Raw genomic sequence first — 23,443 nt, forward strand, 5'->3', positions numbered from 1 at the left:
GGCGGTCAGGAGGCGAGCGGCGGTCAGGGCGTGAGCGGGCGGTCAGGGCGTGAGCCGCGGTCAGGAGGTGAGCCGCTCGCTCACCTCCCACAGCCGGGCCGCGGCCCGCGGGTCGACCGCGTGCGGCAGCACCCCGGGCCGCCCCGCCTCCGCGTACCACGCGGCCTCGTCCTCGGCGGCCACCACCGGGCTGATGTCGCAGTTCTCGCAGTAGACACCGCCCAGTGCGTCGAGCCGAGCACTGGTGGCGCACCACACGCTGGTCGCCGCTCCCTGGGCGACGGTCTTCTGCTGCCGGGCGGGATCGCGCACCGGGCGGCCCTCCGCGTCGACGGCGCCGGCCGCCCTCAGGGTCTCCTCGGAGAGGTACTTGGCGAGACCGGTGTCGACGATCTGGCCGGGGTGCACGGAGAACGCCCGCACACCCTCCGCCCGGCCCCGCCGGTCCAGTTCCACGGCGAACAGCGCGTTGGCCGTCTTGGACTGCCCGTAAGCGAGGAACGGCTCGTAGGCCCGGTGTTCGAAGTGCAGATCGTCGAAGACGACGGGCGAGAAGCGGATGCCCCGCGAGGACACCGAGACCACGCGCGCCCCGCGGGCCGCCACCAGGGCGGGCCACAGCCGTTTCACGAGCTGGAAGTGCCCGAGGTGGTTCGTGGCGAACTGCGCCTCGTAGCCCCGCGTGTCCCGCCGCAGCGGGGTCGCCATGATCCCCGCGTTGTTCACGAGGATGTGCAACGGACGCCCGCAGGCCAGGAACGTCCCGGCGAAGGCGTCGACGGACGCCGGGTCGATCAGGTCCATCGGCTCGACCTCGACGCAGTCGACCTCCTTCAGCGCGGCGCGGGCACGCTCCGGGTCCCGGGCCGGTACGACGACCTCGGCGCCGGCCGCCCGGAGAACGCGGGCGGTCTCCAGGCCGATGCCCGAGGAGCCGCCGGTGACGATCGCCACCCTGCCGGTCAGGTCGATGCCCCTGATCACCTCCTCGGCGGTGGACGCGGCATCGAAGCCGGAGTGCAGGGGCTGCTGTGGGGTGGCCATGACGGGTGTTTCCTCGCTGTGTGCCATGCGACCACCGTAGATCCGCCGATCCGGACGATGAATGCTTGAACGTGCGCGCTACTTGCGTGATAGTTCGAGCATGTCCGGCGATCCTCTCTCCGACGCCCTCGCCGTGGCGGACGCGCGCGGGGTGTTCTCCGGCGGTTTCACGGCCGGCGGCCGCTGGGCGATCCGCCTGCGGGGGCGCGACAGGCTGAAGGTGAACGTCGTGGCGCGGGGCGGCTGTCTGCTCGTCGCCGAGGACGGCGCCGAACCCGTCGCCCTGTCCGAGGGCGACGTCGTCGTCTCCGACGGGCGGCGGTCGTACGTCCTGTGCAGCGAGCCCGGACTGGTGCCGGTCGAACCGGCGGACGTCACCGTGGATCCGCTCACCCGTATGGGGACGCTCGGCGAGGGCGAGGACGTGGTGTGCGTCTCCGGGCACATCGACCTCAGCCGGGACAGTGGCGATCTGCTGCGCCGGGCCCTGCCCGAGCTGATCCACGTGCGCTCCACGGCCGCCGAGGCGCCGGTGCTGCGCTGGCTCACCCGGCAGCTCATGGCGGAGATGGCGGCCGGCCGGGCCGGCTCCGCCTTCTCCTCGGACCACCTGGCCCAGCTGATGTTCGTCCAGGTGCTGCGGGCCTGCCTCGGCGAGGCCGGGAGTACCCCCTCCGGGGGAGGTCTGCCGCCCGGCTGGCTGCGGGCCCTGGCGGACGAGCGGCTGGCCCCGGCCCTGCGCCTGATGCACGCCGACCCGGCCCACCCCTGGCGCCTCGCCGAGCTGGCCGCGGCCGCCGCGATGTCCCGGACCACCTTCGCCGTCCGCTTCCGCCAGGCCGCGGGAGTGCCGCCGCTGACGTATCTGCAGAACTGGCGCATGAGCCTGGCCGCCCGTGCCCTCAGGGAGGACGCCGTCCCGGTGGCGGCACTGGCCCGCTCGGTCGGGTACGGCTCCGAGAGCGCCTTCAGCAACGCCTTCAAACGCACCGTCGGCGTGGCGCCCCGCCGCTACCGGGAGACGGCCAGGAGCTGAGCCGCCCCGCGCGGTGCGCTCCGGGCGCTCGCGCACCGCGGCTGACCTGCGCACGGGGCGGACCCGTCACGGGCCGGTGGGTGTCAGGCACCCGCCGGCACCCGGTCCAGGAAGCCCAGGACCTGCCGGATACGGCCCTCGGCGTCCAGGGTGACCACGTCGAACCCGGCGACCGGCGCCGAACTGTCGGCCTCGCTCACCAGCTCCCAGCCGAAGCGCGCGGTGTCGTGGTGGCCGTCCACCGTGCCGAGCGGGCGGAAGACGAACCCGGGGAACTGCTCGTGGGCCGCGGCGATCACGGCGGCCACACCCTCGTGGCCGCGGACGTCGGCGAGCGGGTCGGTGTAACCGCCGTCCACGGTCCACGCGGCGGCGACCGCCTTCTTCAGCGCTTCCGGCTCGGTGGCGTTCCAGGCCTCGAAGTAACGGGCGGCGGCGCTCTCGTAACGGTCGGTGTTCACGGACATGGCGAATCAGCCTCCATCGAGGTCGTATCTGCTGGTCGGGCCCGGATCGAGGAGCTTGTTCGATCCGGTGTGACCACCATGCCGCAGGCCCGCGGGGCGGGTCGATTACCTCCCCGGTAATGCCGGGGGCTCCTCCACCCTGGTGCATTTCGGTCGTAAACGGGCATCGAATATGCCAACAGGCTGGCCGGAAAGTCATGGTGACAGTGTTTCGGGAGAGGCGATACTCGAACGTCAGGGGCACTTCACCGCACAGGAGCCGCACGGGAACCGAGGTCTCGGCCGGCACACCAGCGAGGCGACGGGGGAGTGAGACGTGCACGACGAATTCCTGTGCCATGTCACCGCGTACGGCATGTGCGACGGCCGGCGCATCGGAGTACCGCTCGGCACCTATCGCGCGCCCACGCTGGCCCTGGCCCTGTGGTGGTTACGGGACCGGGCGTCCTGGATCGCCGAGCGGCTCGACCCCAGTCCGCAGGACCCCGCCTTCCCCGGGGGCGCGCTGGTGCCGGTCGCCGAGACGGTCGCCGACGTCCCCTCCCTGCTGCGTGCCTGGTGTGCCGACGACGTCCGGCAGGAGCTGGTGGCCGACGAACTGGCGGGCGGCCGGCTGGTGCGGATCGCCGCCCGTGACGACACCACCGAGTACGAACTGCTCGCCGAGTCCGTCGACGCCCTCCGGATGCAGCGCACCCTGCCCGTCCTCGTCGTACCCGTCGCCTGACACGTGTCCGTGCGCGTCGGCCCGCCCACCCTCGGAACGGCGCACTGATGAACGAATCGGTACAATTCTGACCATGGCGGAGCGGTGGGTCGCCCCGACGGCGCCCGAACTCGTCCTGGAGACCGACGCGGGCTCCACGGTGATGAGCCCGGGCCGTGACTACCACGTCGGACGTGACCCGTTGAGCGACATCGTCTTCGACGATGCCCGGGTCTCATGGCACCACGCCGTCCTGCGCTGCGACCACGATCACTGGACCCTGGCGGACCAGCACAGCACCAACGGCACCTACGCCGACGGCCGCCGGATCGAGGAATGGAGCGTCCGTCCCGGCAGCGAGATCCGCTTCGGCAACCCCGCCGACGGCCCCCGCGCGGTACCGGCCGGCGCCCCGGAAACCGCCCCCCACCGCCCCCGCGCGGCGTCACCGCCCCAGCCCACCGGCACCTTCCGCCGCCCCACCAGCGTCCACCCGCTGCCCCTGCGCACCGTCAGCATCGGCCGCGCACCCGACAACGACCTCGTGGTGGACGATCTGATCGTCTCCCGCCGCCACGCCGAACTGCGCGCCCACCCCGACGGCACGCACGAGATCGCCGACCTCGGCAGCCACAACGGCACCTACCTCAACGGCCGGCCCGTCACCCGCGCCGCCGTCGGCCCCGGCGACGTAATCGGCATCGGGCACTCCGCGTTCTGCCTGGTCGGCGAGGAACTCCAGGAGTACGTCGACACCGGCGAGGTCTCCCTCGACGTCCAGGACCTCACCGTCGCCGTCGACGCCGGCCGCACGGTGCTCCTCGACGACGTGTCCTTCCCGGTGGGGGAGAAATGCCTGCTCGCGGTCGTCGGACCGAGCGGCGCCGGCAAGTCCACGCTGCTGAACGCCCTGACCGGACAGCGGCCCGCCGACCGTGGCACCGTCCTGTACGACGGCCGCGACCTCTACCGCGACTACGCCGAACTGCGCCAGCGCATCGGCCTGGTCCCGCAGGACGACATCCTGCACCCCCAGCTCACCGTGCGCGCCGCCCTCACCTACGCCGCCGAGCTGCGCTTCCCCGAGGACACCGACCCGGCCGAGCGGCAGGCCCGGGTGGACGAGGTCATCCGGGAACTGGGCCTGGCCGAGCGAGCCGGCCAGAGCGTACACAGCCTCTCCGGCGGTCAGCGCAAACGCGTCAGCGTGGCCCTGGAGCTGCTCACCAAACCGTCGTTGCTCTTCCTCGACGAACCGACCTCCGGGCTCGACCCCGGCATGGACCGATCGGTGATGACCATGCTGCGCGGCCTCGCCGACGACGGCCACACGGTCGTCGTGGTCACCCACAGCGTGCTCAGCCTCGGCGTCTGCGACCGCCTCCTGGTGCTGGCCCCGGGCGGCAAGGTGGGCTACTACGGACCGCCCGGCGACGCCCTCGCCTTCCTCGGCTTCCGGCAGTGGCCCGAGGCCTTCGAGGCCTTCGAACGCGATCCGGACCGCGACTGGGCCGGGGAGTACCGCGCCTCGCCGTTCCACCGGCACTACGTCACCGAGGCCACCACCCAGCCCCGCCACCTCGGCCCGGCCCCCGTCCCCCCGGCCCCGCCGCCCCGCCCGCGCGGCTGGGGCGCCCAGTTCGTCACCCTGGCCCGCCGCTACACGACCGTCCTGAGCGCCGACCGCACCTTCCTGCTCGTCATGGTCGCCCTGCCGTTCGTCATGGGCGCCATGGCCCGCGCCCTGGCCGGCGGCCGCCTCACCCAGGACACCGCCATGAACGCGCTGCTCATCCTGTGCGTCGGCGCCGTACTGACCGGAGCGGCGAACGCGGTGCGCGAACTCGTCAAGGAACGCGCCGTCTACCGGCGCGAACGGGCCGTCGGCCTGCCCAGATCCGCGTACCTGATGTCCAAGGTCGTGGTGCTCGGCACGATCACCGTCGCCCAGGCCGTCGTCCTCACCCTGGTCGCCCTGCTCGGCGTGGACCTCAACACCCCCGGCGACAAGGGCGTCCTCCTGGCTCCCCTGGCCGAGATCACCCTGGCCGTCGCCCTGCTGGCGTTCACCGCCATGATGCTCGGCCTGCTCGTCTCGGCGCTGGTGCACAAGGAGGAGGTGACCATGCCGCTGCTGGTGCTGCTCGCCATCGTCCAGGTCGTCTTCTGCGGAGCCCTGCTGCCCCTGCACGGTGTGCCCGGCCTGGAGCAGCTGTCCTGGCTCGTGCCCTCCCGCTGGGCGCTCGGCGCCATGGCCGGCACGGTCGGGCTGTCCCGGATCGTGCCCGGCGAGCTGAGCAGCGACCCCCTCTTCCGGCACGCGACGGGCGTCTGGCTGCTCGACATGGCCATGCTGCTGGTGCTGTCCGTCCTCTACGGACTGGCGGTCGCCCGGCTGCTGCGCCGGCACGAGCCGGCCGTGATGCGGAAGTGAGGGAACCATGACCCAGACGCGGAAGCAGGCGAGCCGATGAGCAGAGCGACCGGTCCCGGATTCCGGCCCACGCACGTCGTCCCGCCCCGCGGCATGCCCGCCTGGGAGACCCCCGACCCGGCCCGGCCCACCGTGCCCCTCGACCCGCTGCTGCCGGTCCAGCTCGTGGAGCGGCGCGGCGACTGGGGGCACATCCGGTGCGCCAACGGCTGGGCCGCCTGGGTCGACGGCCGCCACCTCGTCGCCGTACCGGAGGACCCGCCCGCCGCCGAGGGCCCGGCCGGCACCGCCGATCCCGGGCCCCTGCTGGCCCGCGCCGCCGAGGCCCTGGCCGACTACCGGTCCGCGGTGGAGGAACTGGCGGCCGGCGGCCTCGACGGCGAGGAGTTCGCGGACCGCACCAGGGACCTCAGGATCGGGGTCGTCGTCGACGGGGAGTCCGTGTGGCTGTACGACCCCGAGGAGAGCCGCTGGGTGTACGGCGACGGACGACGGCTGACCACCTACGCCACCGACCGCGCGGTCGGTGGCGCGGAGGACACCGGGCACGCCCCGACCCGGCTGGTGGCGCCCGAAGGTGAGCCCTGATGGCGGGCGAGACCAGCCTGTTCTCCGGCCGGCCCTCCGAACTGGTCGGACGGACGGTGGCGAACTACCTGGTCGAGAGCGAGGTCGGGCGTGGCGGCATGGCCGTCGTATTCCGCGCCCGCGACCTGCGCCTGGACCGCACGGTCGCCCTCAAGCTGCTCGCGCCCGAACTCGCCCGCAACGACACCTTCCGGCATCGCTTCACCCACGAGTCCCAAGTGGCCGCCGCGATCGACCACCCGCACATCGTGCCGGTCTTCGACGCCGGAGAGACGGACGGGGTCCTCTACATCGCCATGCGGTACGTCTCCGGCCGAGACCTGCGCCATCTGCTGGATGAGCGCGGGGCACTGCCGCTGCCGGACGCCGTCCGCATCGCCGCGCAGGTGGCCTCCGCGCTCGACGCCGCCCACGAGCACGGGCTGGTCCACCGGGACGTCAAGCCCGGCAACATCCTGGTCGCCGAGGGCACCGACAGCGACCACCCCGAGCACGTGTACCTCACCGACTTCGGGCTGACCAAGAAGTCCCTGTCCCTGACCGGCTTCACCAGCGTGGGCCAGTTCGTCGGCACCCTCGACTACGTGGCACCCGAGCAGATCTCCGGCCGCCCGGTCGACGGCCGCTGCGACGTCTACGGGCTGGCCTGCGTCGTCTACGAGACCCTTGTCGGCCGCCCGCCCTTCCAGCGCGACGACGACATGGCCCTGCTCTGGGCCCACCAGTACGACGAACCACCCCCGCCGAGCGCGGGCCGCCCCGGTCTCGCCCCGGCCGTCGACCCCGTCTTCGCGAGAGCCCTCGCCAAGAGCCCGGACGACCGCTACGACACCTGCCTCGCCTTCGTCGCCGCACTGCGGGCCACGATGGCGACACCCACCGCCACGCCGGCCGCCGGCCCCTCGGCGACCGGGACCCCGAGGCCTCCGCACTGGGCCGGCCCGGTGTTCCCTGACTGAACGCGGGCACGCGCCGGACGAACGACGGCGGACACCTCACGGCCCTTCCGGCGGAGCGGAACCCCGGCGCACCGGCAGCGCCAGCAGTCCGCCGAGCAGCCCGGCGACCAGTCCCCACAGCGCGCCCAGGCCCACCGCCTGCCAGAGCCGGGGTTCGAGGAACAGCTCGCCGGACAGCCCGCCGCCCAGGTCGCCGATGCCGAGCAGGGACAGACCGTAGTGCGCCGAGAGCCGCCCGGTCAGACAGATCATGAGCACGGTCAGCGCCAGCGCCACCGCCAGGTGCACGGCGTGCTGCCACAGCCGGATCCGGGCCGGTGAACGGGCTGCCATCCGGAAGGCCACGGCGAGCAGCAGGAGCGCGTCCAGGACCGCCAGCCACCACCAGCGGCCGTCGTAGCCGGTGAGCGAGCGCAGATTCAGCGCGGAGACGTCCCGGGTGCGCAGCAGTACGTCCAGGACATGGGGCATCGGCAGGCCGAACGGACCGTCCACGCGGCCGTTCCAGGTCGCGCCGAGGCCGATGGTGAGGGCCAGCCACGCGAGGTTGGGCAGACCCAGCAGGATCAGCGCGAACGTCGCGGGGGCGTGCCCGCGGGTGGCCGCCGTGATCAGCGCGGTGACGAGGCCGACGACGACGTAGGCGAGGAGCAGGACGACCATCGCGTGGGCCGCCGGGCGCACCGAGTCCTGCAAGCGCAGCAGCCGCCCCGGCAGCGGAGCCCCGCGCGCGACCAGCACCGCCAGCAGCAGCACCCCGGCCAGCCACAGCAGTCCGAACAGCACGGTCAGCGGCACGTCCGTGGTGAACCCGACCCTCGGCGCGACGTCGAACAGCCCGGTCAGATCGCTGAGGGTGCCGCTGCCCACGTCGACCGCGAAGCTCTGCCGGGCACCGAGGGCCAGGCCGATCAGTACGAGCAGCCACAGCGCCGCGAGCCGGGCGGCCCAGCCGGCCAGTTCCGCGGCCGAGGCCACCGCCCGGTGCCGCAGCGGACGCAGGAAGCCCGCCCCGATCACCAGGGCACCGACGAGCGTCACCGACAACGGGATCACGGTGAGGCCGGCCCGGCTCTGTGCGAGCACCCCCGCGTTGCCGGACAGTTCCACGCTGCCGCCGACCGCCGTGGCCAGGGTCGCGACCACCACCCTCGGGAACGCGCCGTCCGGCAGATCCGCCGCGCCGGCCGCCCACAGCCCCAGCGCCGCCACCAGGATCATGGCGGCCAGCCCGGTCAGTACCGTGCCCACGGCCTGTGCCCAGCCGTGGCGGGTGGCGGGCCGCGCGATGACGGTCGGAGGGCTCACGCCTGCCACGCTAAGCAGCGGCCGGGAGCCGCGCCCGCCGGGTGGGCCGTCCGCGTCGGCTTGCGAGGTTCGTCGCAGTGCGACACACAATGGGGTCAATGTGCAGCCATATGCACTAAACCGAACGTGACTGCCCAAAGCCGCGCATCGCGACGGGAGGAAGTGCCCGTGAGCGTCGAACCTCCGTCATCCGGCCGCCCCAGCGGGCCGCCCTCAGGCCCCCTGTCGGGCCCGTCCCAGCCGCCCTCCGGACCGCCACCCGCGGAGCCGCCGGGCGGTGGCACCGGGCCCAAGGGGCCGCACGGGCCGTGGTGGAAGTCCGTACCGCGCATGGGCGCCCTCTGCGCCGTCGTGGTCGCCGCCGTGGTGCTCGCCGTCGTCTTCACCCGTTCGGGCGGCGGCTCGTCCGCCAAGGGCGGTGAGGTCTTCCTGCAGTCCGCCGCCAGTGCCGGCCAGGACCCCTTCACGGAGTCGACGGCCAAGCTGAGTTCCGCTCCGCCGCCCCCCTCCGCCTCCGCCGCGCCCGCGGGCACGGCCAACGCCGTGCAGGGCGTGCAGGGCGGGGCACCCGGCCTGTACAGCGGCACCCGGAAGGTCGCCGCCTGCGATGTGGAGCAGCAGGTCAAGGCGCTCGAGGCGGACCAGGCCAAGACCAGGGCGTTCGCCTCCGCGGCCGGTGTCCAGCCGTCCGGCGTACCCGCCTACCTGCGCTCGCTCACCCCGGTCCAGCTGCGCGTCGACACGCGCGTCACCAACCACGGCTACCGCGACGGCGCCGCCGTCAGCTACCAGTCCGTGCTCCAGGCGGGCACCGCCGTGCTGGTCGACAGCCACGGCGTGCCCCGGTTGCGCTGCGCCTGCGGCAACCCGCTGGCCTCGCCGGTCGCCCAGAAGAACACGCCCAAACTGGTGGGCCCCCGCTGGCCGTCGTACAAGCCCTCGAGCGTGGTCGTCGTCACGCCCGCGCCGACGGTCATCAACGTCTTCGTGCTCTACGACCCCCACCGCAACGACTGGATCCACCGCCCGCACGGCGACCAGGGCTGGCGGCACGACGAGCATGCCAAGCCGCCGAAGGACCCCCACCCCTGGACTCCGCCCCAGCCCCCGTCGTGCCCGCCCGGGTCGAAGCACTGCCCGTCCACGCCGGGCAAGCCGAGCCCGTCGACGTCGTCCCCGTCGAGCACGTCCCCCTCGTCCTCGGCCTCTCCCTCCACGTCGTCGAGCACGTCCCCGTCGTCCTCGGCACCGTCCTCGTCCTCGGCCTCTCCCTCCTCCGCCGCGTCATCACCGACCTCCTCGACCTCACCGTCTTCTTCGGCGCCGGCATCCTCGCCACCGTCGTCCTCGTCGTCGGGGCCGAAGCCGGACGTGTCGTCCTCGGGCAAGTCCCCGTCGGCCGAGTCGCCCTCGAGCGGACCCTCCGCCGCCGGGCCCTCGTCGCCGTCCCTGGGACCTCCGTCGAGCGAGAAGTCCACGCAGCAGGAAACCGGCCTCTCCGTGCCCCCGTCCACGGAGCTCTCCGCGCCCGGCGCGGTGACCCCCGGGACGACCGGCGCGCCGCCGGTGCCCGCCACCGGGCAGCAGTCGCAGGGCTCGTCCGCAGGGTGAGGATCGCCACTGTGCGCGCTGGGCGAACGCTTCGGGGGACTGCCGCGCCCGGCTCGGGGTAACAGGACTGGTGCAACAGGCGACCGGCCGGACCCGGCATTCGAGAGAGACAGCATGACCGAGCATCTGGGCGGGGACGTGATATCGACTGGTTTCGACGTACCCGTGGAACCGCTGCGACGCGCGGCGCACTACAGCGGCGAACCCGGCTCCATCGCGGAGGCACGAGCCTTCGCCGCCCGGTTCCTGCAACAGCTGAAGACCGAATGGTGCGCCGTCCCGGACCCCCGTGCCGACGGTGAGCTGCTCCTGCTCGTCAGCGAGCTGGTCACCAACGCCGACCAGCACAGCAACGGCCCCTACATCCTGGAGCTGGAGGGCACCGACAGCGCGGTCACGGTGTGCGTGTACGACAGCAGCTCCGCCCTGCCCCGCCGCTACCCCAGGGACCCCGAACGCGTCGGACGGCACGGACTGGAGATCGTGGACGCCCTGGCCACCGAGGTGACCGTGGAGCGCGTCCCCGTCGGCAAACGGGTGCGCGCCCGCTTCGCACTCGAGCGCTGAGCCGGTTTCCCTCAGGGCGCAACGCCGCGCCCTTGTCCCACGGCCCACGGCTCCTAGGCTGACGTGGATGAGCAACCAGGTGAGCAACGAAGCCCGAGTGATCCCGCTGCGCCCGGCGCCCGAGGACAAGGAGCCCCTCTGGCGCGATCTGGTGGGCGAGGTGCTGCGCCGCGAACGGCGGGCGCAGGAGCGCACCCTGAAGGACGTGGCCGACGCGGCCCGGATTTCGCTGCCTTATCTGTCCGAGATCGAACGCGGCCGCAAGGAAGCCTCCTCCGAGGTGCTCGCGGCCGCCGCGCACGCCCTCGGTCTGGGCCTCGGCGACCTGCTGTCGCTGACGTACGGCGAGCTGTCCCGGCGCACGAGCACGCACCGCCGCCCGGCCGCCGCACCGCACCGGCCCTCGCACGGGCTCTGCCTGGCCGCCTGACCCGGCGGCCGGCTCACTTCTGCCGCAGCTGCCGGAAGAACGCCCGCACGTCGCCGACCAGCAGGTCCGGCTGCTCCATGGCCGCGAAGTGCCCGCCCCGGTCGAACTCCGTCCAGCGCGACAGACAGCCCTCCGGGACCCCGTACCCCCAGCCCGCGCCGGGCAGCTCGGCGGGCCGGCGGGTGCGGTCGAGGCGCTCGTACAAGTCGCTCTGCGGGACCGACAGCATCCGGATCGTCGACGGGTGGGCCGATGAGTTTCGTCGCGCGGAGCGGTCGATACAGATGACCGTGTTCCCCGCCCAGGAGGTACTCATGACCACCGACGGTTTCATGACCTGTCTCTGGTTCGACGGCCAGGCCGAGGAGGCCGCCGCGTTCTACGTGTCGGTCTTCAAGAACTCGTCCATCGGCCGCGTCACCCGCTACACCGACTCCGGGCCCGGTCAGGCCGGCGCGGTGCTGACGGTGGACTTCACGGCCAACGGCCACAAGTTCCTCGCACTCAACGGCGGCCCGCAGTTCACGTTCAACGAGGCGATCTCCTTCCAGATCCTCTGCGGCGACCAGCAGGAGATCGACCACTACTGGACCAGGCTCACCGAGAACGGCGGCGAGCCCGGCCCGTGCGGTTGGCTCAAGGACCGGTTCGGCGTCTCCTGGCAGGTCGTCTACGACCGGATGCCCGCGCTGCTGGGCGACCCGGACCAGGAGAAGGCGGCCCGCACCACCAAGGCCATGCTGAGCATGGGCAAGCTGGACGTCGCCGCCCTGGAGAAGGCGTACGCGGGGGAGTGACCGGCCGGTCGAGCAGCGGGGCGTCGAGGCGCACCTCGCTCGCCCGCGCTGTCGACCGGTTTACGGGGGGAGCTCCGCCCGGCTCAGATCCGGTCGGCCACGATCAGCAGATACTGGAAGCTGCCGTTGCGGTAGGCGTCCAGGAACGCGTCCTCGACCCCCGTCACCAGGTGGTCGGCCTGCTTGCGCAGTTCCCAGTACGGGATCGTCGCTTCGGTCAGGTCCTCCACATGGACCGGCACCAGCCGGTTCTTGGCCATCGCCCGGAAGTACTCCGACCTCGGGTGGATGTCGCAGATGTAGTGCGCGTTGATCAGCGACACCTCGCGCGAGGCCCGGCCGTAGGTGTCGTTGTAGCAGCCGGTGATCGTCACATAGCGGCCGCCCCGACGCAGCAGCCGGGCATGCTCGGCGAAGAGCAGGTCCAGCTCGACGTACATCGTGGACTCGTTGTTCCACGAGGCCGCGTACGCACCCTGCTCGAAGCCGGTGTCCAGCATGTTCCGGTGGTGGTAGCGCACCTTGGCGTCGACGCCCCGCTTGCGGGCCATCTCGTTGGCGAACTCGGCCTGCTTGGCGGAGATCGTCACCCCGTCGGAATGGCAGCCGTAGCGCAGGTTCGCAACGATGCTGCCGCCGCCGCGCCCGCAGCCGGCGTCGAAGACCCGGTCGGCGGGGGTCAGCGGACCGAGGTGAGAGGCCAGCACCTCGGCCTGGGCGTGCTCCAGCCGGTGCAGCTCGCCGGTGATCCGCTCCTTGCGCAGCTCGGCGTCCGGCTCGTCGAGCACCGACCCGTCGGCCTCACCGATGCCGTAGTGATGGTGGTACAGGTCGTCGATCTTGCCGAGTTCGAGGTTGACCGGGTTCTCCTCGGCGTTCCAGTAGGCCGCGACCCGGTTCTGGTAGATGGACTGGGTCGGGACCGGCACCGAGGTGGTCCGGGCGGGGGCAGTGGTCAACGATGTCTCCTCTGGACACATATGACGGTGTTGCGATGAGGCGGATTTACCAGTAGTCGGGCAGGTGGTAGCGGTTGGTGTTGGTGGCGTGCCACTCGTGGTTGCCGGCGACCCAGGCGGACAGGCCCTGGACGTACCGCTCGACGAGGGGCGAGGTGGCGGACAGGACGGCCGATTCCTCCTCGAAGGCCTCCATGATCCGGTTGTGGATCTCGACGGACTTCAGATAGGCGGCCTTCAGCCCGCGCCGGTCGTTGGCGGCGACCACCTGGGGCAGATTGAGGTGGTCCGGATCGCTCGCCAGCTCCTTGGTGAAGGAGTACAGGTCGTTCATGACCGTCGTGGCGTTGCAGGCCAGAGCGGTGATCCGCTGGATCTCCGGGCGGGCGTAGATCTGCTCGGGCAGTTCGTAGCCGTCCACGGCGTCGACGAGCGAGAGACAGGGGCGGAAGTTATTGAACTGCCGCATCACCAGGTACTCCCAGACCCGTGGCATGTACCCGGTCTCCATCCAGGCGGCCTCGCCCAGATAACCCATGTGCAGCCTGGCCATGTCGTGCACGAACCGGGCGGTCTGGCTGGGCGTGGCGACGGCGGCGTAGTCCGCGAGGGCGTGGTGGTACGAGCGCAGCGGGCCGTCGCCCTGGATGCCCTCGCGCCACTCCGCCTCCGCCTCCGGGACGCCGTGGAAGGGGTCGAGCGCCGACTGGGCGATGATCAGCGGGCCGCCGAGGCCGCGTCGCGATCCGCCGCGCCCCTCGTCCTCCTCGCAGTAGCAGGAGTCCACGATGTTCTCGGCGAGCAGCAGCTTGCCGGCGACGGTGGCCCGGTCCAGGTCGAGGGCGCCCGGGTGCTGGAGCGCGACGGCCCGGCCGAACTGGAAGCCCGAGAAGTCGCCCTTCCAGGCCTCGGGGAACAGATCCAGCTCCCGGGCCCACGTCTCCAGCCGGCGGTCGATCTCGGCGGCCTTCTCCGGATCCGCGGGTACGGCCGGCTGGTGGTGCAGTCCGGGGATGACTCCGGTGCGCCGGGCCGGGCGCAGGGCCTGGGCGATGTTCGGCGGCCCGGGCAGGGTGTAGGCGGTCGTGGGTGTGCTCATCACGTGCTCCAGGCCGTCAGTCGGCGGTCCGGCCGAGCTGGACGTTCTCCAGGATCCCCGCCGCGTCGGGGACGAGGATGGCCATCGAGTAGTAGGCCGTGACCAGGTAGTTGATGACGGCCTGCTCGTTGATGCCCATGAAGCGGACGTTCAGGCCCGGCTGGAACTCCTCCGGGATGCCCGTCTGGTAGAGGCCGACGACCCCCTGGTCGGCCTCGCCGGTGCGCAGCGCGATGATGCTGGACGTGTGGTCGTCCCTGATCGGGATCTTGCCGCACGGGAAGATGGGCACACCGCGCCAGGCCGGCACCTCGTGCCCGTCAACGCTCGCGGTGCCGGGCACCAGACCGCGCCGGTTGCACTGCCGGAAGAACGCCGCGATCGCCTTCGGATGGGCGAGGAACACCTTGGTCTTGCGGCGCATGGACAGCAGCTCGTCCATGTCGTCCGGGGTGGGCGGGCCGGTGAAGGTGCTGATCCGCTGGCCGTAGTCGACGTTGTGCAGAAGGCCGAACTCGCGATTGTTGACCAGCTCCCACTCCTGGCGCTCGCGGATCTCCTCGACGGTCAGCCGCAACTGCTGCTGCGTCTGGTCCATCGGGTGGTTGTAGAGATCGGCGATACGGGTGTGCACCCGCAGTACGGTCTGGGTGAGTGACAACTCGTATTCGCGCGGGTTGAGTTCGTAGTCCACGAAGCCGCCTTGCAGGGTCGGCTCGCCGGTGTGGCCGGCCTGTACCGGCACCTCGGCCTCGCCCTTGCGGTTCATCGGCTTGCGCTGTTGCTCGGCGTACGTCTGCAGATGCGCGGCGAGGGACGGAGAGCGCCCCGTGACCTCCTGGACGGTGGTCCACGGCAGCGCGAGCACCACGCCCGCGGTGTCGGCCCGCACCGAGGCCAGCCACAGCGGGTCGGGCTGGCCGACCGCCTCGTCGCCCATCTGGTCGCCGGCGGCGACGACCCCGGTGATCTCCTCGTCGCCGTACTTGCCGTTGGTGTAGCGGGTGAACCGGCCGTGGACGACCAGGTACGCCTCCGTCACGGGCTGGCCGGCCTCGAACAGCACCTGACCGGCGCGCACCTCGCGGGGCTCGAAGCGGCCGGCGAGTTCTCGCAGTACGTCGATGTCGGGGTAGCCGCGCAGGATCGGCAGCTCGGTGAGCGTGTGCGGGATGACCCGGATGTCGTCGGCGCCGTTGTGCTCGAAGTGCACCCGGCCGCGTCCGGTGCGCAGCTGCAGACGGCGGTTGACCCGGTAGGTGCCGCCCTTGACGTCCACCCACGGCAGAGACTTCAGCAGCCACCGGGAGGTGATGGCCTGCATCTGCGGTTCGGACTTGGTGGTCGTGGCGAGCTGGCGTGCCGCCCGGGTGCTCAGGCTGGTGAGCTGTCCGTCGGGGTCGGGGACGGGTTCTTCGATGACGGAACCGGTGGCGCTGTCCGGTGTGGACACATTCCCTCCAGCGGGCGGAACGGGGGTGACGGGATCGTTCGGTGGTGTGCCAGGTGGTGCTGCGCACGGACCAGCCAAACAGGCTCGATGATCACCGGGTAAGGCGTGAAAAGGGCGCCTTCACGTGCGGGTAGCGCAAACATGCCGATCGCGGCAAGCAGGCGGCGCGCGGACGGGGTGTGCGCCGGTCCCGCGACTCCGTGCCCGTGTTTCACGCCGCGCCGGACCGTTCGGGACCACCGGAATGTCACTCTCTGTGATGCGGGGTGTGGCCCGCTCCGGCCCCGGCCGCTCGGCGCGCGGGCCGACGGCGGGGTGGCTAGCGTGAGCAGCGGGGCGGCAAAGCGTGAGTGATCAGGACATATAACACCAGGAGGGCCGTGAGCATGGCCGTGCAACCCGAGGGAACGCCCTGCTGGGCGGATGCGATGTTCAGCGACGTCGAGGGAGCCAAACGCTTCTACGGCGACGTCCTCGGCTGGACCTTCGGCGAGTCGTCGTCGGAGTACGGCAACTACACACAGGCCTATGTGGACGGCAAGGCGGTGGCGGCCGTCGTCCCGCCCATGCCCGGCCAGGAGGGCCAGTCCCAGTGGTGCCTCTACTTCGCCTCGCCGGACGCCGCCGCCACCGCGCAGAAGATCCGGGACAACGGCGGCGAGGTGCTGATGGAGCCGATGCAGGTCGGTGACTTCGGCACCATGTGTCTGGCCCGGGAGCCCAGCGGAGCGGTGTTCGGCGTCTGGCAGGGCGGCAGCCACGAGGGCTTCGAGGCGACCGCGACGCCGGGCGCCTACTGCTGGGCCGAGGTCTTCACCCGTGAACCCGAGAAGGCCGACACGTTCCTCTCCGCCGTCTTCCCGTACGGGATGAAGCAGATGGAGGACCACGCGATCGACTTCCGGCTGTTCCAGGTCGGTGAGAACACCGTCCTCGGCCGGATGAAGATGACCGACGACTTCCCGCCCGAGGTGCCGTCGTACATCAACGTGTACTTCAACGTCGACGACTGCGACCAGGCGGTGGAGCGCGCCGTCAAGCTCGGCGGTGTCCTCCGCTTCGGGCCGATGAGCAGTCCCTTCGGCCGGTTCGCGGCGCTCAGCGACCCGCAGGGCGCGAACTTCTCGGTGATCGACACCACGACCACCGAAGGGGAGATGCCGTCGGTCAAGGACGTCTGACCGGCCGCCCGCGTGCGGGCGCCGGACCGGCCGTCCCCGTGTCCATGGCATGATCGTGCGCATGCGTGAACGTGTGGTGGCCGCGTGCGACGGGGCTTCGAAGGGAAACCCCGGGCCGGCCGGATGGGCGTGGGTGGTCTCCGACGACGAGCGGACCGCGGCCCGCTGGGAGGCCGGCCCGCTCGGCCGGGCCACCAACAACGTCGCCGAACTCACGGCCCTGGAGCGCCTGCTCGCGGCGATCGAGCCGGATGTGCCGCTGGAGATCCGTATGGACTCCCAGTACGCGATGAAGGCCGTCACCACCTGGCTGCCCGGCTGGAAGCGCAACGGCTGGAAGACCGCCGCCGGCAAGCCGGTCGCCAACCAGGACCTGGTCGTCCGCATCGACGAACTGCTCGACGGCCGCTCGGTGGAGTTCCGTTACGTGCCGGCCCACCAGGCCGACGGCGACCCGCTGAACGACTTCGCCGACCGTGCCGCCAGCCAGGCGGCCTCCGTGCAGCAGGGGGCCGGCAGCGCGCTCGGCTCCCCGGAACCGCCGTCCTCGCCCAGCCCCCCGAAGGCGGCCGCCCCGCGCAAGAAGGCGCCCCGCCGCACCGGCGCCGGGGCGACCTCCTCGTCCGCCCGCACCATCAAGGCGAAGTTCCCCGGCCGCTGCCTGTGCGGCCGCTCCTACGCGGCCGGCGAGTCCATCGCCAAGAACGCGCAGGGCTGGGGCCACCCGGAGTGCCGTACCGCCGAGGCCTGATCAGCGGTCCTCAGCTGTCGAAGGTGTAGAACTTCGTGTGGTCCAGCAGGTCCGCCGGGCGCACGTCGTTCCAGGGCTTCATCGTCTCGTCCAGGTCGACGACGTCCGGTGTGCCGCCGGTCGGCACATAGCCCGTGCCCGGGTGCCGGCTCTGCCACTCGGCCCACAGCTTGTCGACGAAGGCGTGGTGCAGCCAGAACACCGGGTCGTTGGGGGAGACCCCGGTGGCCATCTGCCCGCCGACCCAGACATGGACCCGGTTGTGCAGATTGACCCCGCGCCACCCCTCCAGGTTGTTGCGGAAACCGTCCGAGGCGCTGTTGTACGGCGCCATGTCGTACGTCGATATGGACAGCACCGAGTCCACCTCCGCGCGCGTGGGCAGCTCGCGCACCGCGGTGCCGAGCGAGCGGCGCAGGAACGTACGGCCGTCCACCCGCACGCTGAGCGGCCAGTTGCCGGCCGCCGCGGCGAACGGGCCGTCCATCACCCGGCCGTCCGAGCTGCGCCCGGTGCCGCCGAGGAAGTCCGGCGCCCAGAGCGACGCACGCGGCGTACGGTCGGTGCTCCAGTCCCAGTACGGGAGGGCGACCGAGGAGTCCACGGACTGCAGCGCCTGCTCGAAGTCGAGCAGGAATCTGCGGTGCCAGGGCAGGAAGGACGGGGAGCGGTGGCCGGTCCGCTCACCGGTGTCGGTGTCCGACATGATGAATTCGTTGTGCGTGCGGACGAAGTCGTCGTAGCGTCCGCTGCGCTTGAGTTCGAGGACGGCGTCGACGAATCGCTTCTTCTCGTCGGCGGTCAGGGTGGCCTGGTTCTTGCGTACGGTCATGGTGCGCGATGCTCCGGATGTCCTTGCGGGGGCGGTCAGTTGGCGGGGAAGGGCAGCAGCGGGGCGCCCTGCAGCTCGTCCACCGCGGTCCGGGCGGCGGCGCGCGGGGTGGACACCGGGTCGTAGTGGCTGATGACGCTGATCCAGGTGCCGTCGGCGTTCTGCATCAGGTGGAGCTGGACGCCGTCGATCAACACCTCGAATCCGCCGCCGTGTTCGTGGTGGTGTCCCCCGCCGCTCATCGGGCGGCCCTGTATCCGGCGGCCCTTGTAGACCTCGTCGAAGGTCCCCGGCATGGGCATGGGGTGCTCGTGATCGGCGGCCGAGGCGGCGGGCGCGACGACGGTGGCGACGGTGGCCGTCGCGGCCAGGGCTGCCGCGGCGGTGAGCGCGCGGCGACGGCTGATGTCGGGCATGCGGGATCTCCTGGAAGGTGTTCCGGTGGTGGTGACGCATGCCTATCCGGGACCGTGGGGCCGGAAGAAATCGCCCGGAACCGGTTGGCTCCGATCCGGACAATTGGCAACATGTCGTACAGAGTTGAACGAAGATGATCTTCCTGTCGAGGGTGGGTGATCCTCTCCGGAACGAGGAATTCCTTGCCGTGCCGACCGCCTTTTCGATGATCCTTCTCGGGTTCCGTCTGTCCGGGTGGCGCTGCTCACCACGCCAAACTGACGCGATCGGGAGGCGCCCCCGCCCTGCTACCCTGCGGTCCCGTCCGACCACGTTCCGTGACTGACAGGGGTGTGCTTGTGAAGGTCGTCTGCGCCGGCGGCGGGCCCGCGGGCCTGTATCTCGCCATCCTGCTCAAGCGGCAGGACCCGTCCCATGACATCACCGTCCACGAGCGCAACCCCGAGGGCTCGACGTACGGCTGGGGCGTGACGTACTGGCGCGGCCTCCTCGACCGGCTCCAGGAGCACGACCCCGACTCGGCGCGGGCGATCGAGGACGCCTCCGTCCGCTGGAGCGACGGCGTCGCCCACGTCCGCGATCTGACCACCCGTCACCGTGGTGACCAGGGCTTCGGCATCGGCCGCCACCGGCTGCTCGACCTGCTCGCCGACCGGGCCCGCGCGCTCGGCGTGCGGCTGGAGTACGAGAGCGAGCTCACCGGACCACCCGCCGGTGCCGACCTCGTCGTCGCGGCCGACGGGGTGCACAGCGCCCTGCGCACCCGGCACGCCCAAGCCTTCGGCACCGAGATCACCTCGGGCCGCAACCACTACCTCTGGCTCGGCACCACCAAGGTCTTCGACGCCTTCACCTTCGCCTTCACCGAGACCGCGCACGGCTGGATCTGGGCCTACGGCTACGGATACAGCGGCGAGCACAGCACCTGCGTCGTCGAATGCTCCCCGGAGACCTTCACCGGCCTCGGCCTGGACCGGGCGGACGACGCGGAGGGAGGCGCGCTGCTCGAGAAGCTCTTCGCGGACGTCCTGGACGGCCACCCCCTCATCGCCCGCCCCGGCGCCGGCTGGCTGAACTTCCGTACCCTCACCAACCGCGCCTGGCGGCACGACAACGTGGTGCTGCTCGGGGACGCGGCCCACACCACGCACTACTCCATCGGGGCCGGCACCACCCTGGCCCTGGAGGACGCCATGTGCCTCGCCGAAGCCCTGCGCACGCACACCGACCTGCCCGAGGCCCTCGCCGCCTACGAGCGCCGCCGCACGGCCGAGCTGCTGTCCGCGCAGAGTGCCGCCCGCTACAGCGCCCGCTGGTACGAGAACCTGCCCCGCTACATCGACCTGCCGCCGCACCGGATGTTCGCCCTGCTCGGCCAGCGCCACTCACCGCTGCTGCCGTACGTCCCGCCGCAGTTGTACTACGGCCTCGACAAGGCGGCCGGGCGGCTGGAGGCGCTGCGCCGGTTCAAGCGGTGGATCGGGCCACGGGCCGCACGCACCCTGCAGACCCGGTCCGCCGCCCGTCGCGGCTAGTCCCTCTCCTCCCTTCCTGCCCCCCCCACATGCAAGGAGTCCGGCCATGGCCGTGCCCGACACGTTCGACCAGACCTCGTCCGGTCACAGCCTGCGACGCGCATACTGGCTGGCCCGGGCGGCCGATCTCGCCTACCAGGGCCGAGCCGTCATCGAGGACCAGGCCGCCCGCTGGGGCTTCGGCCGGGTGCGGCACCACGAGACCCGGTTCACCCCGCCGTTCCCGCTGCAGGACACCCAGGCGTACACGATGGCCGGCGACCGGATGATCGTCACCGCCTTCCGCGGCACCGAACCCACGCAGATCAAGGACTGGCTCTCCGACGCCACGACCCCGCCCAGCCCCGGCCCCGGAGGCAACGGATACGTCCACCACGGTTTCGCCGAGGCCCTGCGCTCGGTGTACCCGGACATCGCCGCCACCCTCGCGGAGCTGCGCACCGACGGACAGAGCGTCTACTTCACCGGGCACAGCCTGGGCGGCGCCCTCGCCATGCTGGCCGGCGCCCGGATGTACCTGGAGGCCCCGCACCACGCGGCGGACGGCGTCTACACCTTCGGCCAGCCGCGCACCTGTGACCGGCTGCTCGCCGACGCGTTCCACGAGGGATTCGGCGGCCGTATGTACCGCTTCGTCAACAACAACGACATCGTGCCCCAGCTGCCGCCCGAGCCCGTCTTCACCCATGTCCGGGCCCTGCGCTACATCGACTCCAAGGGCAGGGTCCACGAGAGCATGCCGATGCTGTCGGCCCTCACCGACCGGGCCGTGGGGCTGACCGCCGACGCCTTCGCGCCCGCCTCCGACGGAATTCGGGACCACTTCATGCACAACTACCTGGGGGCCTTGGAGAAGAACCTGGGCTGAGTGGAGCGGTGCTCGGGCGCGCGTGGAAAACCCGGGTGAAGCCTCATTCACCCGATAAGGTGAATTGCTATTCACCGTGCCTTCACACCGTCCCCGGGAGTGCTGATGGACCGCCCCGCCCTCATACCCCAGCCGCCCGGCGCCCCGGCCGCTGCCCCCGCGCTGCGGTACCGGTTCACCATCCCGGTGCTGGCGTCGGGCGGCATCCTCATGGCGGTCATGCAGACGGTCGTCATCCCGCTGCTGCCGGACCTGCCCCGGCTCACCGGCGCCTCAGCCGCGACCGTCTCCTGGACGGTCACCGCGACGCTGCTCTCCGGCGCCGTCCTCACCCCGGTGCTCGGCCGGGCCGGCGACATGTACGGCAAGAAGCGGGTGCTCACGGTCGCACTCGTGCTGATGACCGTCGGCTCGGTGCTGTGCGCGCTCTCCTCCGACATCGGCGTGCTCATCGCCGCCCGCGCGCTCCAGGGCGGCGCCGCCTCCGTCGTCCCCCTGTCGATCAGCATCCTGCGCGACGAACTCCCGCCGGAGCGCCGGGGTTCGGCGGTGGCGCTCATGAGTTCCACGGTGGGCATCGGCGCCGCGCTCGGCCTGCCGCTCGCCGCGCTGGTCATCCAGTACGCCGACTGGCACACGATGTTCTGGCTGACCAGTGGCCTGGGCGCGCTGGGCGTCGCGGGCACCTGGTGGGCGGTCAAGGAGTCGCCGGTACGCGAGCCCGGCCGGTTCGACGTCCTCGGCGCGCTGGGGCTCGCCGCCGGACTGGTGTGCCTGCTGCTCGGCGTCTCCCAGGGCGGCACCTGGGGCTGGGGCAGCGCACGGGTCCTCGGTCTGTTCCTCGCGGCCGTCGGCGTCCTCGCCCTGTGGTGGTGGCAGCAACTGCGCACCGAACGGCCGCTGGTGGACCTGAAGCTGGTCAGCCGGCCGCGGGTGGGCCTGTCCCATGTGGCGGCCCTGCTGACCGGGTTCGCCTTCTACGCCAACTCCCTCGTCACCGCCCAGCTGGTCCAGGCCCCGAAGGCCACCGACTACGGCCTCGGCCTCTCGCTCGTCGCCACCGGTCTGTGCCTGCTGCCCGGGGGCGTGACCATGCTGCTGTTCTCGCCGCTGTCGGCCCGCATCTCCGCCGCGCGCGGCCCGCGGATCACGCTCGCCCTGGGCGCCGCCGTCATCGCCTGCGGCTACGCGGTCCGCATCGCCGACAGCCGCGACCTGTGGATGATCATCGTGGGCGCCACGGTGGTGGCGACCGGCACGACGCTCGCCTACTCCGCGCTGCCCACGCTGATCCTGCGCGCGGTCCCGGCCGGCCAGACCGCCTCCGCCAACGGCGTCAACGTCCTCATGCGCACCATCGGCCAGGCCGTCTCCAGTGCCGCCGTCGCCGCCGTCCTCGTCCACCACACCAGCCCCGTGGGCGGCGTCCCGGTCCCCACACTGAGCGGCTACCTGCTCGCGTTCGCGATGGCCGGCGCGGTCGCCCTCGCCGCCTGCGCGGCCGCCCTCACCATCCCCGGCGACACCCCTTCCGACGGCGCCCGCCGGAGTCGGGGGATCACCCGGAGTGCTCGTGACGAGGCGTTGGAGGAGGCGTGAGTGCCTTCGGGCGGGTGCCTGTGCGGTGCGGCCGTGTGCCGGCGGTCGCCGTCGTTCCCGCCGCTCGTGCGGACGCGCCCGGCCTTCTGCGCATGCCCGGCGATGGCGTCCGTCGGCAGCGCGGCGGCACCCGGGGTGCTCGTGACCAGGTGCGGGAGGGAGCATGAGGAGCGTGAGCACCCCACCCGGGCCGGACACCCACGCCCCCGGCCGCCGTGACGCCGAGGTCACCAAGGCCGCCATTCTCAAGGCCGCCCGCCATCTCCTGGCGCGGCACGCCCACGCCGACATCACCTTGAAGGCGGTTGCCGAACGGGCCGGTGTCAGCCCGCCGTTGATCCTGAAGTACTTCGGCAACAAGGACGCCCTGTTCGTCCGCGTCATGTCCTTCGACACCGACGCGGACGCCCTGTTCGACGCGCCGCTGCCCGGCCTCGGCCGGCACATGGCCCGGCACGTCCTGGCCAGCCAGCGTGAGCGCGGCGCCGACCCGCTGCTGCGCATCGCCTTCGCCCCGCTGCACGGCGACCACGGCGACATCCTGCGCGCCAACTTCCGCGCCCAGGTCACCGAACGCCTCGCCGCCCGGCTCACCGGCCCCGACCCCGGCCTGCGCGCGGAACTGGCCGTCGCCGCGCTCGTCGGCCTCGGCGTGATGTACGGCATCGCCCGCGTACCGCATCTGCGGGAGACCGACACCGACGCCATCGCCGACCGCTACGGGCCGCTCGTGCAGGCCCAGTTGACCCCGTGCGGCTGACCCGGCGCTCCTCGCCCGGCCCTGGCGCACGCAGCCGGCTGT

At 72.0% G+C, this 23,443-nt stretch carries 22 protein-coding genes and 2 pseudogenes; 15 read left to right on the forward strand and 9 right to left on the reverse strand.

Annotated features, from left to right (window positions below; genetic code table 11):
• Positions 1-60: 60 nt before the first annotated feature.
• Positions 61-1,071, reverse strand: coding sequence for an oxidoreductase (locus ADK64_RS17280; RefSeq protein ID WP_234384607.1), 1,011 nt, complete (start codon positions 1,069-1,071; stop codon positions 61-63).
• Positions 1,072-1,144: 73 nt separating this feature from the next.
• Between ADK64_RS17280 and ADK64_RS17285 the strand changes: the two genes are divergently transcribed.
• The gene (locus ADK64_RS17285; protein ID WP_053659864.1) at positions 1,145-2,080 is read left to right on the forward strand and encodes an AraC family transcriptional regulator; all 936 of its coding nucleotides are present in this window, start codon (positions 1,145-1,147) and stop codon (positions 2,078-2,080) included.
• Positions 2,081-2,163: 83 nt separating this feature from the next.
• Here ADK64_RS17285 and ADK64_RS17290 read toward each other — a convergent pair whose 3' ends face one another.
• Positions 2,164-2,547: a nuclear transport factor 2 family protein gene (locus tag ADK64_RS17290; RefSeq protein WP_053659866.1), complete on the reverse strand. Its 384-nt coding sequence runs from the start codon at positions 2,545-2,547 to the stop codon at positions 2,164-2,166.
• Positions 2,548-2,863: 316 nt separating this feature from the next.
• Between ADK64_RS17290 and ADK64_RS17295 the strand changes: the two genes are divergently transcribed.
• The 4 genes from ADK64_RS17295 (at position 2,864) to ADK64_RS17310 (ending at position 7,234) form a co-directional block, all read left to right on the forward strand.
• Complete coding sequence (locus ADK64_RS17295; protein WP_053659868.1) at positions 2,864-3,274, forward strand: hypothetical protein; 411 nt, start codon at positions 2,864-2,866, stop codon at positions 3,272-3,274.
• Positions 3,275-3,347: 73 nt separating this feature from the next.
• Entirely contained in the window at positions 3,348-5,687 is a 2,340-nt protein-coding gene (locus ADK64_RS17300; RefSeq protein WP_053659870.1) for an FHA domain-containing protein, read from the forward strand.
• A 36-nt stretch (positions 5,688-5,723) separates the two neighbouring features.
• The gene (locus ADK64_RS17305) at positions 5,724-6,275 is read left to right on the forward strand and encodes a hypothetical protein (RefSeq protein ID WP_053659872.1); all 552 of its coding nucleotides are present in this window, start codon (positions 5,724-5,726) and stop codon (positions 6,273-6,275) included.
• Positions 6,275-7,234, forward strand: coding sequence for a serine/threonine-protein kinase (locus tag ADK64_RS17310; protein WP_053659874.1), 960 nt, complete (start codon positions 6,275-6,277; stop codon positions 7,232-7,234). Before ADK64_RS17305 ends, ADK64_RS17310 begins: the two co-directional genes overlap by 1 nt.
• A 36-nt stretch (positions 7,235-7,270) precedes the next feature.
• Here the strand turns inward: ADK64_RS17310 and ADK64_RS17315 are convergent, their stop codons facing one another.
• On the reverse strand, positions 7,271-8,542 hold the full coding sequence (locus ADK64_RS17315) for a streptophobe family protein (protein WP_053659876.1): 1,272 nt from the start codon (positions 8,540-8,542) through the stop codon (positions 7,271-7,273).
• Positions 8,543-8,710: 168 nt separating this feature from the next.
• Here ADK64_RS17315 and ADK64_RS17320 point away from each other — a divergent pair.
• The 3 genes and pseudogenes from ADK64_RS17320 to ADK64_RS17330 form a co-directional block, all read left to right on the forward strand.
• Positions 8,711-9,919: pseudogene (locus ADK64_RS17320) on the forward strand (DUF6777 domain-containing protein); the annotation flags it as partial.
• 348 nt (positions 9,920-10,267) lie between these two features.
• Positions 10,268-10,720, forward strand: coding sequence for an ATP-binding protein (locus ADK64_RS17325; RefSeq protein WP_053659878.1), 453 nt, complete (start codon positions 10,268-10,270; stop codon positions 10,718-10,720).
• A gap of 67 nt (positions 10,721-10,787) precedes the next feature.
• Complete coding sequence (locus tag ADK64_RS17330) at positions 10,788-11,150, forward strand: helix-turn-helix domain-containing protein (protein ID WP_053659880.1); 363 nt, start codon at positions 10,788-10,790, stop codon at positions 11,148-11,150.
• A 13-nt stretch (positions 11,151-11,163) separates the two neighbouring features.
• Here ADK64_RS17330 and ADK64_RS49040 read toward each other — a convergent pair.
• Positions 11,164-11,268, reverse strand: a pseudogene (locus tag ADK64_RS49040) (alpha/beta fold hydrolase); the annotation flags it as partial.
• Between the two features lie 196 nt (positions 11,269-11,464).
• Between ADK64_RS49040 and ADK64_RS17340 the strand changes: the two are divergent.
• Positions 11,465-11,947, forward strand: a complete 483-nt coding sequence (locus ADK64_RS17340; protein ID WP_053660004.1) for a VOC family protein — start codon at positions 11,465-11,467, stop codon at positions 11,945-11,947.
• Positions 11,948-12,030: 83 nt separating this feature from the next.
• Here the strand turns inward: ADK64_RS17340 and ADK64_RS17345 are convergent, their stop codons facing one another.
• The 3 genes from ADK64_RS17345 to ADK64_RS17355 are packed head-to-tail and all read right to left on the reverse strand — an operon-like array spanning position 12,031 to position 15,458.
• Positions 12,031-12,906 (reverse strand): geranyl diphosphate 2-C-methyltransferase, encoded by an 876-nt coding sequence (locus tag ADK64_RS17345; RefSeq protein WP_053659884.1) that lies wholly within the window; start codon positions 12,904-12,906, stop codon positions 12,031-12,033.
• A 46-nt stretch (positions 12,907-12,952) separates the two neighbouring features.
• Positions 12,953-14,005, reverse strand: coding sequence for a family 2 encapsulin nanocompartment cargo protein terpene cyclase (locus ADK64_RS17350; protein ID WP_053659886.1), 1,053 nt, complete (start codon positions 14,003-14,005; stop codon positions 12,953-12,955).
• 16 nt (positions 14,006-14,021) lie between these two features.
• Positions 14,022-15,458 carry a family 2B encapsulin nanocompartment shell protein gene (locus ADK64_RS17355; protein WP_053659888.1) on the reverse strand — a complete coding sequence of 479 codons (1,437 nt, stop codon included), beginning with the start codon at positions 15,456-15,458 and terminating at the stop codon, positions 14,022-14,024.
• A gap of 386 nt (positions 15,459-15,844) precedes the next feature.
• On the opposite strand from ADK64_RS17355, the gene ADK64_RS17360 reads away from it, so the two are divergent.
• Both ADK64_RS17360 and ADK64_RS17365 read left to right on the forward strand, forming a co-directional pair.
• Complete coding sequence (locus ADK64_RS17360; RefSeq protein WP_053659890.1) at positions 15,845-16,639, forward strand: VOC family protein; 795 nt, start codon at positions 15,845-15,847, stop codon at positions 16,637-16,639.
• Positions 16,640-16,688: 49 nt separating this feature from the next.
• A complete protein-coding gene (locus ADK64_RS17365; RefSeq protein WP_053659892.1) occupies positions 16,689-17,390 on the forward strand; it encodes a ribonuclease H family protein in 702 nt (233 codons plus the stop codon).
• 10 nt (positions 17,391-17,400) lie between these two features.
• Here ADK64_RS17365 and melC2 read toward each other — a convergent pair whose 3' ends face one another.
• Both melC2 and melC1 read right to left on the reverse strand, forming a co-directional pair.
• Positions 17,401-18,222 (reverse strand): tyrosinase MelC2, encoded by an 822-nt coding sequence (melC2, locus tag ADK64_RS17370; RefSeq protein WP_053659894.1) that lies wholly within the window; start codon positions 18,220-18,222, stop codon positions 17,401-17,403.
• Between the two features lie 35 nt (positions 18,223-18,257).
• The gene (melC1, locus tag ADK64_RS17375) at positions 18,258-18,638 is read right to left on the reverse strand and encodes an apotyrosinase chaperone MelC1 (RefSeq protein WP_053659896.1); all 381 of its coding nucleotides are present in this window, start codon (positions 18,636-18,638) and stop codon (positions 18,258-18,260) included.
• Between the two features lie 333 nt (positions 18,639-18,971).
• Between melC1 and ADK64_RS17380 the strand changes: the two genes are divergently transcribed.
• From ADK64_RS17380 to ADK64_RS17395, 4 genes are all read left to right on the forward strand, one after another.
• Entirely contained in the window at positions 18,972-20,174 is a 1,203-nt protein-coding gene (locus tag ADK64_RS17380) for an FAD-dependent monooxygenase (protein WP_053659899.1), read from the forward strand.
• A 46-nt stretch (positions 20,175-20,220) separates the two neighbouring features.
• Positions 20,221-21,042, forward strand: coding sequence for a lipase family protein (locus tag ADK64_RS17385; RefSeq protein ID WP_199829638.1), 822 nt, complete (start codon positions 20,221-20,223; stop codon positions 21,040-21,042).
• 105 nt (positions 21,043-21,147) lie between these two features.
• Complete coding sequence (locus ADK64_RS17390) at positions 21,148-22,641, forward strand: MFS transporter (RefSeq protein WP_053659901.1); 1,494 nt, start codon at positions 21,148-21,150, stop codon at positions 22,639-22,641.
• A gap of 163 nt (positions 22,642-22,804) precedes the next feature.
• A complete protein-coding gene (locus ADK64_RS17395; protein ID WP_053659904.1) occupies positions 22,805-23,401 on the forward strand; it encodes a TetR family transcriptional regulator in 597 nt (198 codons plus the stop codon).
• Positions 23,402-23,443 lie beyond the last annotated feature (42 nt).

The organism is Streptomyces sp. MMG1121 (genome assembly GCF_001280015.1).
GTDB lineage: Bacteria > Actinomycetota > Actinomycetes > Streptomycetales > Streptomycetaceae > Streptomyces.

Coding starts and splice junctions, on each gene's coding strand:
- ADK64_RS17280 (WP_234384607.1), bottom strand. CDS start 1,071: ATGGCACACAGCGAGGAAACACCCGTCATGGCCACCCCACAGCAGCCC.
- ADK64_RS17350 (WP_053659886.1), bottom strand. CDS start 14,005: ATGAGCACACCCACGACCGCCTACACCCTGCCCGGGCCGCCGAACATC.
- ADK64_RS17365 (WP_053659892.1), top strand. CDS start 16,689: ATGATCGTGCGCATGCGTGAACGTGTGGTGGCCGCGTGCGACGGGGCT.
- melC2 (WP_053659894.1), bottom strand. CDS start 18,222: ATGACCGTACGCAAGAACCAGGCCACCCTGACCGCCGACGAGAAGAAG.
- ADK64_RS17310 (WP_053659874.1), top strand. CDS start 6,275: ATGGCGGGCGAGACCAGCCTGTTCTCCGGCCGGCCCTCCGAACTGGTC.
- ADK64_RS17390 (WP_053659901.1), top strand. CDS start 21,148: ATGGACCGCCCCGCCCTCATACCCCAGCCGCCCGGCGCCCCGGCCGCT.
- ADK64_RS17290 (WP_053659866.1), bottom strand. CDS start 2,547: ATGTCCGTGAACACCGACCGTTACGAGAGCGCCGCCGCCCGTTACTTC.
- ADK64_RS17305 (WP_053659872.1), top strand. CDS start 5,724: ATGAGCAGAGCGACCGGTCCCGGATTCCGGCCCACGCACGTCGTCCCG.
- ADK64_RS17360 (WP_053659890.1), top strand. CDS start 15,845: ATGGCCGTGCAACCCGAGGGAACGCCCTGCTGGGCGGATGCGATGTTC.
- ADK64_RS17285 (WP_053659864.1), top strand. CDS start 1,145: ATGTCCGGCGATCCTCTCTCCGACGCCCTCGCCGTGGCGGACGCGCGC.
- melC1 (WP_053659896.1), bottom strand. CDS start 18,638: ATGCCCGACATCAGCCGTCGCCGCGCGCTCACCGCCGCGGCAGCCCTG.
- ADK64_RS17300 (WP_053659870.1), top strand. CDS start 3,348: ATGGCGGAGCGGTGGGTCGCCCCGACGGCGCCCGAACTCGTCCTGGAG.
- ADK64_RS17325 (WP_053659878.1), top strand. CDS start 10,268: ATGACCGAGCATCTGGGCGGGGACGTGATATCGACTGGTTTCGACGTA.
- ADK64_RS17395 (WP_053659904.1), top strand. CDS start 22,805: ATGAGGAGCGTGAGCACCCCACCCGGGCCGGACACCCACGCCCCCGGC.
- ADK64_RS17385 (WP_199829638.1), top strand. CDS start 20,221: ATGGCCGTGCCCGACACGTTCGACCAGACCTCGTCCGGTCACAGCCTG.
- ADK64_RS17340 (WP_053660004.1), top strand. CDS start 11,465: ATGACCACCGACGGTTTCATGACCTGTCTCTGGTTCGACGGCCAGGCC.
- ADK64_RS17330 (WP_053659880.1), top strand. CDS start 10,788: ATGAGCAACCAGGTGAGCAACGAAGCCCGAGTGATCCCGCTGCGCCCG.